The sequence below is a fragment of the Streptomyces sp. NPDC001851 genome (assembly GCF_040297165.1).
In the GTDB taxonomy this organism is placed as follows: domain Bacteria; phylum Actinomycetota; class Actinomycetes; order Streptomycetales; family Streptomycetaceae; genus Streptomyces.
Genome location: NZ_JBEOYR010000005.1, coordinates 234,824 through 247,135 on the forward strand (window position 1 = coordinate 234,824; position 12,312 = coordinate 247,135).

Sequence of the window (12,312 nt, forward strand, 5' to 3'; positions counted from 1 at the left end):
CTCAGAAGGCCATGTCGTCGAAGAGCGCGGACATGTCCGGTACCGAGGCGCGGCCCAGTTTCCGTTCGGCCCAGATCACCTTTCCCTGCGCGGCGTAGCGCGTGCCCCAGCCGTCCGCGAACTGGGAGACGAGGAACAGGCCCCGCCCTCCTTCGTCGGTGGTGGCCGCCCGCCGGAGCCGGGGCGATGTGTTGCTGCCGTCCGACACCTCGCACACGAGGGCGCGGCCCAGCAGCATTCTGACGCGTACGGGCGGGGCGCCGTAGCGGACCGCGTTCGTGAGGAGCTCGCTGACGATGAGTTCCGTGGCGAACGCCTGGTCCTCCAGCCCCCAGTCGGTGAGTTGCCGGCCCACCTGGTCACGTATCGGGGACACGGCCGTCACGTCGAACGGTACGTCCCAGGTCGCGACGCAGGACGGGGCGAGCAGCCGGGTCCCGGCCACCAGCAGCGCCACGTCGTCGCCGGGATGCTCGGGCAACATGGTCTCCACCAGGGCGCCGCAGATCTCCTCCGGTGTCCCACCCGCGTGGGCGATGGCGGCGCGGAGCATCTCCAGGCCCTCGTCGATGTCCCGGCCACGGTTCTCGATCAGGCCGTCGGTGAACAGCACCAGGCGGCTGCCCTCGACGAGGTCCAGTTCGCCTGCCTCGAAGGGATGCCCGCCCACTCCCAGCGGCGGAGACAGCGGCAGCTCGGGAAAGGTCACCCCGCCCTCGGGAGACACCACCGCGGGTGCGAGATGCCCGGCGCGGGCGAAGGCGCAACGCCCCCCGACGGGGTCGTAGACGGCGTAGAGACAGGTGGCGCCGGTGAGCGGAGCACGGTCGTCGTCGGTGTGCGCCGTCTGGGCGTCCAGCCGGGTCACCATCTCGTCGAGATGGCCCAGCAGCTCGTCCGGGGCCAGGTCCAGTGAGGAGAAGTTCAGCACGGCCGTCCGCAGCCGTCCCATGGTCACCGCGGCCTGCAGCCCGTGTCCCACGATGTCACCGACGACCAGTGCGACGCGGAAACCGGGCAGGGGAATGACGTCGAACCAGTCGCCGCCGACGCCGGACTCCGCCGGCAGATAGCGCGAGGCGATGTCCAGCGCGTCCTGTTCGGGCAGGCCCCGGGGCAGCAGACTGCTCTGCAGTGTCACGGCCATCGCGTGCTCACGGCCGTACCGGCGCGCGTTGTCGATGGCGACGGCGGCACGGGCCACGAGCTCTTCGGCCACGGCGACGTCCTCCTCCTCGAACCGGGGTGTGTCCGCGGCCCGCCAGAAGTTGGCCATGCCGAGGACCACCCCGCGTGCTCGTACCGGCACGGTGATCAGGGACTGGATGCCGTAGTCCAGCGCCTGCCGAGCGCCCTGCGGGTCCTGCGCCCGCCAGTCCTCAGCGGTGCGCAGGTCCGGCACCAGTACGGCCTTGCCGCGATTGAGTGCCGCCACCATCGGGGTGTCGGCCATGACGAACCGGATCACGTCTCCCACCGGCTGCAGGGGATGCCCGGTCCGCGCTTCGCTGAGCGCGGTGCGGCGCATCCGGTGCACGGCTCCTGTCGGCTCGTCCCCGCGCAGGACGGACTCCAGGAGTTCCACGGTGACGAAGTCGGCCAGTCGGGGGACCGCCACCTCGGAGAGCTCCTCCGCCGTACGGCGCACGTCGAGCGTGGTGCCGATCCGCACACCCGCCTCGTACAGGAAGGAAAGGCGTCCACGGGCGACCTCGGCCTGGCCGGACAGGGCTGTCAGCTCCGTGGTGTCGCGGAAGGTGGCGACCAGACCGGGCACCTCGCCGAACGGCGCGGTGAGCCGGATGTTCACGGCCAGCAGCCGGTCACCCGCCGGGACCACCTCATCGGAGGCGGCCTGCCCCGACAGCAGCAACCGCTTCAGCGCGGGCGCCAGGTCGAGATCCGACACCGGCCGCTGCTCGACGTCCTCGGGAAGGCCCAGCAGTCGCCGTGCCTCGTCGTTGGAGAGCAGCAGGCGCCCGTCGCCGCCGACGATCAGGACTCCCTCGCGCACCGCGTGCAGCACGGCGTCGTGATGCTCGTACATCCGCGTCATCTCGGCCGGACCGAGCCCACGGGTCTGCCTGCGCAGCCGGCGGCTGACCAGAGCCGTGCCGACGGTCGCCAGCGCGAGGGCTGCCGCTGCCGCACCCAGCAGCATCGGCAGCTGCTCGTTCAGCACATGGCCCAGCGTGGCGTACTCGATGCCGGCGCTGACCATCCCCACCACACGCCTGCTCGGATCCATCACGGGCACGACCGCGCGCACGGCGTCGGCCGGCCGGCCGTGGAACGTCTCCGTGAACGTCTCTCCCGCGGCGGCCCGGCCGACACCCTGTGCTTTCGTGCCGATCAGGGCGGGGTCGGGGTCGGTGAGCCGGACCCCGTGCTTGTCCAGGACGCTGATGAAGTCGACGCCGGAGCCCTTTCTCGCCTGCTCCGCCGCCGCCTGAAGCCGTGCCGTGGGATCCGGTGACAGGAGAGCCGACGCTGTGCCGGGCGCGTGCGCGAAGGCTTCCGCCGCGGCCAGCGAACGGTTCCGCGCATTGCGCTCGCCGTCGTACCGGCCCTGCACGACCAGGGCCGCGGCCGCCACCGCGACCAGGACGAGCACGACCAGCGCCTGGAGCAGAAAGACCTGCGCGGCAAGGGTGCGGACGCTCATGGAGGGTGACATGCGGCGCCGGCCGGACGGACCGGGCCCTGGCCGACGGAAGGCACCCCGTGACCGCCGTGTGCCGGGTGGCGGCGCCGCTCCGGCCCATGGCCTGCGGAAACGTCCGCTCATGCCCCTTTTCTAGCACTGGGCCTCCGTGGTCGGCGAGCGGTACGACCGCGGCGTTCCCGTCTGGTCACAGCCTGAGCTGTCGGCTGTGCTAAGGTTTTGGAGTTGCAGTTGTGGTACCCATGAACGTATGTGCGCCTGACGGGAATGTTTCTCCTTCGGGCGCATTATTTTGTTTCCGGCATCTCCGGATGGGGCCTCTGCCTACAGAACGGAGAAGGTCATGGCACAGGGAACCGTGAAGTGGTTCAACGCCGAAAAGGGTTTCGGCTTCATCGCGCAGGACGGCGGCGGTCCCGACGTCTTCGCCCACTACTCCAACATCGCGACCCAGGGCTTCCGTGAGCTCCAGGAGGGCCAGCGGGTCTCCTTCGACGTCACGCAGGGCCAGAAGGGCCCGCAGGCGGAGAACATCGTCCCCGCCTGATCGCCGGACGCGTATCCGCTCTCCGGGGTCCGCACCGTCATGGTGCGGACCCCGGTTTGTGCTGTTTCCAGGAAGGCAGACAACCGCATGTCCCGTAGGCCCCAGAAGTCGAACCGGCGCGCCTCGTCCCCCCGACCGTCCGCGTCGTCGTCGACGGAATTCCGGCTGCCGGAAGGTACGACACCCGCACTTCCCGCTGTCGAGGACTTCGCCGGTCTGGACATGCCCGCGGGACTGCTGAAGACCCTCACCGCGCAGGGCGTGACCACGCCCTTCCCCATCCAGGCCGCCACGCTGCCCAACTCGCTCGCCGGCCGTGATCTGCTGGGGCGGGGCCGCACCGGCTCCGGCAAGACCCTCGCGTTCGGGCTCGCGCTGCTGGCCCGCACGGCCGGACTGCGCGCGGAGCCCAAGGCACCCCTCGCCCTCGTGCTGGTGCCCACCCGTGAACTCGCCCAGCAGGTGACCGACGCGCTGACCCCCTACGCGACGGCGGTCAACCTCCGGCTGGCCACCGTGGTCGGCGGGCTGTCCGTCACCAAGCAGGCCGCAGCGCTCCGGCGCGGCGCCGAGGTGCTCGTGGCGACTCCCGGCAGGCTCAACGACCTCGTGGAACGCGGGGACTGTGTGCTCGACCAGGTACGCATCACCGTGCTGGACGAAGCGGACCAGATGACCGACATGGGCTTCCTGCCGCAGATCACCAAGCTGATCCGCCAAGTACGGCAGGACGGACAGCGCATGCTGTTCTCGGCCACCCTGGACCGCAACATCGACCGTCTGGTGCAGCAGTTCCTGACCGACCCCGTGGTGCACTCCGTGGACCCGTCCGCGGGCGCGGTGACCACCATGGAGCACCACGTGCTGCACCTCCAGGACGAGACCGACAAGAAGTCGGTCACCACGCGCATCGCCGCCCGTGACGGCCGGGTCATCCTGTTCCTCGACACCAAGAGGTCCGCCGACCGTCTCGCCAAGCGGCTCCTGGCCGTAGGGGTCCGCGCGGCGGCACTGCACGGGGGCCGTTCCCAGCCGCAGCGCAACCGCACCCTGGAACAGTTCAAGAACGGCCAGGTCACCGCGCTGGTGGCGACGAACGTCGCGGCCCGGGGCATACACATCGAGGACCTCGACCTGGTCGTGAACGTCGATCCGCCCACCGACCACAAGGACTACCTCCACCGGGGCGGACGCACGGCCCGCGCCGGCGGCTCCGGCAGCGTGGTCACTCTGGTCCTGCCCGACCAGAAACGGGACGTCACCCGGCTCATGTCGGACGCGGGCATCCGCCCCCGAACGGCCCGCATCAAGTCGAGCGACGCGGAACTGGCCACCATCACCGGCGCCCGCGAGCCGTCCGGCGTGCCCGTCACCGTCGAGGTCCCCCAGCCGGCGACACCGTCGGGATCCGGTTCGGACCGGAAGGCCGGCACGAAGCCGGCGCGGCGATCCGGCCGCCGGCGCCGAAACGGCGGCGGGGACGAAGCGGCGACAGGCGCCGCCGCCAGGACGGCGGGCCGGGCCTCCGACCGCCGCACCGCTCCCGGGGCGACAGCGTCAGGCGGCACCTCCGCAACCGGCGGACGCGGTTCTGCCCGCCGCGCGGGATCCGGCGGGCGCACGGGCGGCGGTGCCGTCGGAGCGGGCGGCCGCAGCTCCGACCGCCCGTCCGGCGCCGGGGCCTCCGGCAAGGCCGCCCGCGGATCCGGCCGACGGGCGGCGGCCGGCGGCGACACGGGCGGCGCTGCCGGGACCGGCGGCCGGACTGGTACTGCCAGGGCCTGAGCCTGTCCTGGGCCGGCCGCCGTCGCACGGCGGAGCCGGCCCCGAACGCGGCGATGCCCCAGGCGATGTCACGGGCCTCACCGGCCGGCTTCGGCCACGACCGGCGTGACAGTGGCCGCGCCTCTCGCGGCGGGCGGTTGGCGGGCCGACACGGTGACGTGCCCGCTGCAGAGGCGTGAACGCAGCGGGGCGGCCCGGCCGGACACTACTCGGCGAACCGGCACCGCCAGGTCCGCACGCTGTCGGCCACGTTGCCGCGGCGGCCGTCGAGCCGTTCGGCACGGTGCATCTCCTGGCGGTCGTCCGCTGAGGTGTCAGGAGGTGCCGGTGGCCGAGAGAGCGCCCACGGCGAACTTGTGCGTCTGTGCGGCCGCTTCGTCGATCGGTACGTGCTTGCCGTCCGGCGGGAAGAAGTCGACGACGCCGATCGCTCCGTAATCGGCCCAGAAACAGGTCGTCATGGGGAAGGTGTCGCTGACGTTCTGCTGGCACTTCAGCACCAGGTCCTTGGTGGTGAAGGACTTGGGCCGGCCCACAGGGTTCCGGCCGTAGCCCTTCTCCAGGTGCATGGTGTGGGAGAAGACCTTGTCCAGCGAAGCGGCGGGGTCCGCGACCTTCTCGTACAACGTCGTCCGGGCGGTGAGGTTCGGTACGGTCGCCCGCATCCCGCCCTTGCTGAGGGTGATGCGCGTCGCGCCGAAGCAGGAGACCTGGTCTTCCCCGGATTCCTGCTTGATGCGCGGCAGGCCGTCGTCGCCGGCGACCAGCATGTCCAAGTCGCTGCCGAAGTCGAAGCCTCCGTTGCCCTTGTCGCAGGTCATGCCGTCCAGTGCGGGCACGCGGACCGCCTTGTACCGTGCTCCGGTGTCGGCGGCGAGCTGTTGTGCCTGCGGCAGGGCGTCCTTCGTGCCACCGCAGCCCGTTGCGAGCACGCCGACCGCTACGGCGGCGGCCGGAATCCCCCATTTCTTCTTCATTGCCGATCTCCCCTGGTAAGTGATCATCAAGGGATCCTAAGGCCCGGTGTCATTGGCCCATTCATGCGGAGACGGGCCGGCCGGGCTGCCCAGGGGTGGGCACCCGCCTGTCCGCCGAAGGCGCCCGGGGTGCCGAGGACCGCCGCAGCGCAGGCGCGCTGAACCACAAGGCCGGTGTGCTGGGCCCACGCCACCGGCACAGCTGAGAGGGCGTCAGAAGAGTTCGCGGTACTGGTTGAAGCCGGTGCCGACCTTGACTCGGGACGTGAAGGGCGCGGCCGTCCTGCCCGTCCCCTTGTACAGCCACAGGTTGCCCTTGGGGTCGCGGGCGAGGAGGTCGCTGTGGCCGTCGCCGTCGACATCGCCCGTGGCCACCAGCTTGTTGAACTGGTTCCAGCCGGAACCCACCCTCACCCGGGACGCGAACGGCTTGCGCAGATCACCCGTGCCCTTGTACAGCCACAGGACGCCCTGCTTGTCGCGGGCGACGATGTCAGGCTTGCTGTCGCCGGTCAGGTCGCCCTGGCCGGCGATCTGGGTGAACTGGTTCCAGCCGGGGCCCACCTTGACACGCGGTGCCAGTGAGCCGTCCGCCTTCGTCTGCAGGCGCCACAGGACGCCCTGCTTGTCGCGGGCCAGCAGGTCGGGGTGCTTGGCGCCGCCCAGGGTGCCGGGGGAGAAGACGGCGTCGTACTGCCCCCAGCCGGTGGCCACCTTCTTGAGGCGATCGTGGCGCCAGAGATTCAGCGTGCCGTCGTCCATGACGTGGTACGCACCGTCCTGGTAACCGGTCAGATCGGGGTCGACCGACACCCCGTACCTGAAGTGCGGCCAGACGTACGCACCCGACCGGTCCTCGAAGCCGCCCTCCCCGTCGGCCATGTAGACGTACATCTGGCCCGACGGCAGGATCCCGGAGAGGAAGAAGGACGGCGCGGCGGGTGTGGGCTTGTGCTGCCCGCCCACGGCGGCACTCCGGGCGAGGTTCTTCGCCGGACCGGTCGTCGCAGGGGCGTCGGCCAGGGCGGTGCCGGCGGTGACGCCGACCAGGGCGACGGCGATCGCCGAGGTGACGAGACGCGACAGGGCACGTGCACGCCGGGAAGGCTGGGTCATGTACGACTCCATGAGGTACGAGGAACCAGGCGGCGCGCGCTGCATAGGTGTGAGGGCGCCCGCATCATTGTCCGGATCTTTGCACCTCTGTCCCAGTGGTTTTGCGGTGGGGGTACGGAATTCCCAATTCCGCCCGGATGGCACCGTGGAGGAAAGGCGCACGCCCCGGCAGCACCGCGCCCCGACGAGGGTCTCGGACGCTCACAGGGCAGCCTGACCTGCAAGATCCACCTCGCCGATCAGGGTTCTGCCTCTGCCCTGTTGAACAGGCCGGCGCGGGCGGCGAGCAGGGCGGCGGCGGCTGCGCGGTGGGGGGCCCGCTCGTCGAGGGGTTCGCCGGTGATGAAGAGGCGGTGGTAGAGCGGGGCGGTGGCGGCCCGGATCAGCTCTACCGGGTCGATCCCGTCAGGGAGTTGACCCTGTTCCACGGCGCGGGTCACGACTTCGGCGGCCTGCTGGTGGCGGGCGGTGAAGAAGGCGCTGAGCGCCGCCGCGCCGAGGTCGGAGCGGAGGGCCGCGCCGATCAGGGCGGTCGGCGCGGTGCGCAGGTCGGGGTCGGTGAAGGTGGCGTACACCTCTTGGGCGATCAGTTGGATGTCCTCGTCCACGTTCCCGGTGTCGGGGATCGGCCAGGGCTGGTCGGCGGAGAGCGCGAGTGCGTCGGCGATCAGGCCGTCGACGCCGCCCCAGCGCCGGTACACCGTCGACTTGTTGACGTCGGCGCGGTGGCAGATCGCCTCGACCGTGAGCTGGTCGTACCCCTTCTCGGCGAGTTCGGCGAGGGTCGCGGCGACCACGGCCGCGCGGACCCGGGCACTTCGCCCGCCGGGCCTGGTCCCTGCCCTCGTGGCCTGTGACTTCTCAGGCAAAGTCAACTCCAGTCGCTTTAAGGCTTGCGTACGGGTGGGCGTACTGCAAGGATACTAACGCGACTCCGGTTGCTTTAGGTAGGGAAGTAATGGCAGTCAAGGAAAGGACGCCACATGACCGCATCGATCCCGAGCCCCGAGGCCCTGCACCCGCTGCCCGAGCACAACCGGGTGGTCCTGCTCCGCCCGCTGGTCACTGACGCGCGGATCGAGGTCGGCGAGTACACCTACTACGACGACCCCGACGGCGCGACGGAGTTCGAACGCCGCAACGTGCTCTACGGCTACGGGCCCGAGCGGCTGGTGATCGGCAAGTACTGCGCGATCGCCGCCGGCACCCGCTTCCTGATGGCGGGCGCCGCCCACCCCACCATGGGCGTCTCCACCTTCCCCTTCACCATGTTCGGCGGCACCTGGACGGAACGGACCCTCGACCTGGTCACCGGCGTACCCAGCCGGGGCGACACCGTGATCGGGAACGACGTCTGGATCGGCTACCAGGCGCTGATCATGCCCGGTGTACGGATCGGGGACGGCGCGATCGTCGCGGCAGGCGCGGTGGTCACCGCCGACGTCGAGCCGTACACCGTGGTCGGTGGCAACCCCGCCCGCACGATCCGGCGCCGCTATGAGGACGCCGACATCGAGCGGCTGCTCGGGGCGGCGTGGTGGGACTGGCCGGTGGAACTGGTCACCGAGCACGTGCGCACCATCATGGCGGGCACGCCCGCCGAGATCGAGCGGATCGCGAAGGAGGCCGCCCTATGACGGTGGAGAAGCGGATCGACGGCACCGCCGTCCTCGACCACGGCGGGGAAGGCCCTGATGTACTGCTCCTGCACGGCGCCAACCGCACGGCACTCGACTGGGAGCCCGTCCGGCCTCACCTGCCCGGCGTGCGGCTGGTCGCCATGGACCTGCGCGGGCACGGGCGTTCGGCACCGGCGTCCACGTACGCGTGGGAGGACCACCTGGCCGACGTGGATGCCGTGACTCGCGGACTAGGGCTGCGCAGGCCCTGGCTGGTCGGGCACTCGCTGGGCGGCATGATCGCCGTGCGGTACGCGGTGTCGAGGGACTGTGCCGGCGTGGTGGACCTGGACGGCTTCGGCGGCGGGGTGCCCACGCTGTACCCCGGGCTGACGCCCCAGGAGGTGCGGGAGCGCCGAGCCGAGCAGATCGCTCTCTTTGCCGGTGCCCCGGCTGCGACGGAGCCCGGGCAGCTAGAGGCGCGGGCACGGGCGATGGCCGAGCGCTTCGGGTGGGACCCGGAGCACGAGGTGGCGCGCGCACGGCGCTCCGAAGGACGCCCTCTGCCCGATGAACTATCCGCGCTGATGGCCCCGTTGGAAGGCTATGACCTGTTCGCCGAGGTCCGCGGACTGCGCATCCCGGCCTTGCTGGTCGTCGGCGGGCGCGCGCCGGACTTCGACCACCTCCCGCAGCACATCAGGGAGTTGAACGAGGCACTGGTACGCGGCATCGGACGGGAGCTCGCGGCGTTGCCGGGTCACGTCCGCGTGGTCAGACTGGAGTCGGCCGGACACATGGTCCACCTCGACGAGCCGGCCCGGGTCGGCAAGCTGATCCGGGAGTTCACGGAGCCGTCCGGGACGTGACGGCGGTCTCGGGCACGCCTGCGCGATCGGGTCGTAGGCCCGCAGCACCGCAAGCGCCAAGTGCAGCCGGTGGCGCCGCCAGCGAGAAGCTCCTGCCATGCCCGAGGCCATGGCTGTGGTCCATGACCACGCTCATGAGCAGTCGAGCGAGAGCCCGTCTACGCGTCAGTCTCCTTGTCATGACGCCCCATACGGCGCTTGTGGCGGTTGCCGAGAAGCAGGGCGGAGCAGATGACGGAGCAGACCAGCCCTGCGTACAGCAGGGGCGGGGCCCAGAACCACACCATTTCGGTGCTGTGGCCGCTGGTCCAGTGGCAGGTGATGGACGGAGGAAAGCTGTTCACGCTCACCGATGTCAGGCCGTAGTCCCGTCCCGCGTCCATGTACACGCCGGCGCCGGTCTTGTCCCCGCACACGTCAAGCGGGTGCGTGAAGGCGAGCCCGTAGACGGTGGCGGCCCCATACGCGGCGATCGCTGTCGCGGTCCCGATCACAGCCCAGCGGGCCGGCTGCGAGGGCTTCCTCCTGGCCGCCCACAAGAAGTAGGGGAACGTCCCAACGGCGAAGAGGAGGAGAGTGATCACGGGCGGGCCGAAGAACGTGAACAGAGACACCATGCACCCTGACGCTACTTCGGGCGGAACGTGGAGGCGTGCGGTACGAGATCTACCGGCTGCTCGTTCCCCCGGGGACGGCGGCTGACCATACAGGCTCCGCTGGCCTTGTGGGGGTGGGCCGATGGCATGATCAAGGGGTGATCAGCGAACTTGCTCAGCCCAGTTCCGCGAAGTACGTCCTGTTTGATGTCGACGGCACGTTGATCGACGCGGTGGACAACCAGCGTCTGGTCTGGAAGACGTGGGCGGGTCGATTTGGACTGGACCCTGACGCGGTTTACGAGCTGGCGCTGCGGACGCGGCCGATGGAGACCTTCGCGGAGGTCGCCCCGGGCCGGGACCCACAAGAGTGCCTGGCTGTGTTGCATGAACTGGAGGACGACGACGTTCGGTCGGGTGTCTACGCCGCTTTCGACGGTGCGTCCCAGCTGCTCTCCACCCTGCCTTCGGGGTGCTGGGGGCTGGTGACGTCCAACTATGAGCATCGGGTGCGTGGACGGTTCGCCCGGACCGGCCTGCCGGTTCCCCGTGTGCTCGTGGATGCCGCCGCCGTCGACGAGGGCAAGCCGTCGCCGGTCCCCTATCTGCTGGCCGCTGAGCGACTTGGTGCCAAGCCGGAGGAATGCCTGGTCATTGAGGACGCGCCGTCGGGCATTGAGTCCGGGCGGCGGGCCGGGATGACGGTGTGGGGAGTCAACACGCCGGTCGCGGTGGACGGCGTGCACCGCCACTTCGAGAGCCTGCGCGAGGCACTACCCGACATCTTGGCCTTCGTGGCCAGAGGCTAGGCGCAGGTCGATCCAGGGCACGGTGTCGCCCTCGCGCAGCAGATAGCGCTCAAGCTCGACGAAGCCGTGCTGGTCGGCGAAGCGCAGCCCCTCCGGGTTGGAGGCCAGTACCACGGTCTCGATCACCTGGGCGTCCAGTGCGCGGGCCTGGCCCAGGGCGCGCTCGTAGAGCTGGGTGCCGAGGCCGCGGCGGCGGTAGTCGGGCAGGACGCGGGCGATGACCGTGGCAGTGGCGCCGTTGTCCTCGGTGGGCGGGCGCACGGTGGTGCAGCCGATCAGGACGTCGCCGAGGTAGGCGACCTCCATGCGGTTGCGGCCGGTCCGGGCACGGACGTCGTCGAGCGACAGCACGTCGCCGGGGATGATCAGGTTGTGCACGTACTGCCAGTCGTGGATCGAGACGTCGTCGTCCACCACTTGGATGCGAAGGTCGGTCACCGGCCCAGCAAACAGATGCCTGCCGTGGCCCGTCAAACGCAATTGCCGTGAGAGGAAGTGCAGTTTGGGGCCCGGGTGGCGACGCGGCGAGATGAGCGGCGATGCGTGTGATCGCCCGGGTCTTCGTCTTGCCGGCCGGCGAGCGCCCACCGCCTGCTCATGTGCTCTACGATCTCGGACCCTTGTGGCAGCCCTGTACTTTGCCGTGCAAGCCGGTTCCCGCAGGTCAGGAACGGGACCTGCTTTGATGCTCCTTGACTTAGTTAGTGAGTCAGCACTAACTTGACTCGCATGGTCAGGATGAGCGCAGAAGACAGGCGTGAGAGCGTGATTCGCGCGGCGATCGCCGAGTTCGCGCAGAGGGGGTATCACGGCACCTCCACGGAGGCGATCGCCAGGCGTGTGGGGGTCTCGCAGCCCTACCTGTTCCGGCTCTTCCCGGGCAAGAAGGCGATCTTCACCGCCGCCTCGCTCCGCTGTGTCGAGGACACCTGCCAGGTGTTCGAGGAGGCGGCGAAGGGGTTGGAGGGCGAGGAGGCCGTGCACGCCATGGCGAACGCCTATACGCGGCTGATCACGGAGCACCCTGAAAAGCTCCAGATGCAGATGCAGACGTACATCGCCGTGGCGGCCGTCGAGGCGGAGGGGGACAGCCGGTTCGGTGAGGCCGTACGGGCCGCCTGGATGAAGCTCTGGGACACGGTGCATCTCCCGCTGGGGGCCGATGTGGAGGAGACCACCAGGTTCCTGGCGTACGGAATGCTCATCAACACCCTCATGGCCATGGGGTTCCCGGCCGGACACCGGGTCTGGGACGGGATGCGACTCGGCTAGGCGGCTCTCTCCGCGCCGCGGTCTCTAGTGCACATTTCATGGTCCAAAAAGTTAGTA

12 protein-coding genes are annotated in these 12,312 nt (G+C 70.1%); 6 read left to right on the forward strand and 6 right to left on the reverse strand.

Annotation, left to right across the window (positions count from 1 at the left end):
* Position 1: 1 nt before the first annotated feature.
* Positions 2–2,788 carry a SpoIIE family protein phosphatase gene (locus tag ABT171_RS09450; RefSeq protein WP_503074574.1) on the reverse strand — a complete coding sequence of 929 codons (2,787 nt, stop codon included), beginning with the start codon at positions 2,786–2,788 and terminating at the stop codon, positions 2–4.
* Positions 2,789–3,008: 220 nt separating this feature from the next.
* Between ABT171_RS09450 and ABT171_RS09455 the strand changes: the two genes are divergently transcribed.
* Positions 3,009–3,212, forward strand: coding sequence for a cold-shock protein (locus ABT171_RS09455; RefSeq protein WP_031161015.1), 204 nt, complete (start codon positions 3,009–3,011; stop codon positions 3,210–3,212).
* A gap of 87 nt (positions 3,213–3,299) precedes the next feature.
* Positions 3,300–4,997, forward strand: a complete 1,698-nt coding sequence (locus ABT171_RS09460; protein ID WP_351241551.1) for a DEAD/DEAH box helicase — start codon at positions 3,300–3,302, stop codon at positions 4,995–4,997.
* 314 nt (positions 4,998–5,311) lie between these two features.
* Here the strand turns inward: ABT171_RS09460 and ABT171_RS09465 are convergent, their stop codons facing one another.
* The 3 genes from ABT171_RS09465 to ABT171_RS09480 form a co-directional block, all read right to left on the reverse strand.
* Positions 5,312–5,974 (reverse strand): hypothetical protein, encoded by a 663-nt coding sequence (locus ABT171_RS09465; protein WP_351241553.1) that lies wholly within the window; start codon positions 5,972–5,974, stop codon positions 5,312–5,314.
* A 213-nt stretch (positions 5,975–6,187) separates the two neighbouring features.
* Positions 6,188–7,090 (reverse strand): FG-GAP repeat domain-containing protein, encoded by a 903-nt coding sequence (locus ABT171_RS09470; RefSeq protein ID WP_351241555.1) that lies wholly within the window; start codon positions 7,088–7,090, stop codon positions 6,188–6,190.
* Between the two features lie 239 nt (positions 7,091–7,329).
* Positions 7,330–7,959 carry a TetR/AcrR family transcriptional regulator gene (locus ABT171_RS09480; protein WP_351241557.1) on the reverse strand — a complete coding sequence of 210 codons (630 nt, stop codon included), beginning with the start codon at positions 7,957–7,959 and terminating at the stop codon, positions 7,330–7,332.
* Between the two features lie 114 nt (positions 7,960–8,073).
* Between ABT171_RS09480 and ABT171_RS09485 the strand changes: the two genes are divergently transcribed.
* Both ABT171_RS09485 and ABT171_RS09490 read left to right on the forward strand, forming a co-directional pair.
* Complete coding sequence (locus tag ABT171_RS09485; protein ID WP_351241559.1) at positions 8,074–8,727, forward strand: CatB-related O-acetyltransferase; 654 nt, start codon at positions 8,074–8,076, stop codon at positions 8,725–8,727.
* Positions 8,724–9,578: an alpha/beta fold hydrolase gene (locus tag ABT171_RS09490; RefSeq protein WP_351241561.1), complete on the forward strand. Its 855-nt coding sequence runs from the start codon at positions 8,724–8,726 to the stop codon at positions 9,576–9,578. Before ABT171_RS09485 ends, ABT171_RS09490 begins: the two co-directional genes overlap by 4 nt.
* A 158-nt stretch (positions 9,579–9,736) precedes the next feature.
* On the opposite strand, the gene ABT171_RS09495 is transcribed toward ABT171_RS09490, so the two are convergent.
* The gene (locus ABT171_RS09495) at positions 9,737–10,195 is read right to left on the reverse strand and encodes a hypothetical protein (protein WP_351241563.1); all 459 of its coding nucleotides are present in this window, start codon (positions 10,193–10,195) and stop codon (positions 9,737–9,739) included.
* Between the two features lie 137 nt (positions 10,196–10,332).
* Between ABT171_RS09495 and ABT171_RS09500 the strand changes: the two genes are divergently transcribed.
* The gene (locus tag ABT171_RS09500; protein WP_351241565.1) at positions 10,333–10,983 is read left to right on the forward strand and encodes an HAD family hydrolase; all 651 of its coding nucleotides are present in this window, start codon (positions 10,333–10,335) and stop codon (positions 10,981–10,983) included.
* On the opposite strand, the gene ABT171_RS09505 is transcribed toward ABT171_RS09500, so the two are convergent.
* Positions 10,948–11,421, reverse strand: a complete 474-nt coding sequence (locus ABT171_RS09505) for a GNAT family N-acetyltransferase (protein WP_351241567.1) — start codon at positions 11,419–11,421, stop codon at positions 10,948–10,950. The two genes, ABT171_RS09500 and ABT171_RS09505, sit on opposite strands and share 36 nt — an antisense overlap.
* Positions 11,422–11,712: 291 nt before the next feature.
* On the opposite strand from ABT171_RS09505, the gene ABT171_RS09510 reads away from it, so the two are divergent.
* Positions 11,713–12,255 (forward strand): TetR/AcrR family transcriptional regulator, encoded by a 543-nt coding sequence (locus ABT171_RS09510; RefSeq protein ID WP_351241569.1) that lies wholly within the window; start codon positions 11,713–11,715, stop codon positions 12,253–12,255.
* The last annotated feature ends 57 nt before the right edge of the window (positions 12,256–12,312 follow it).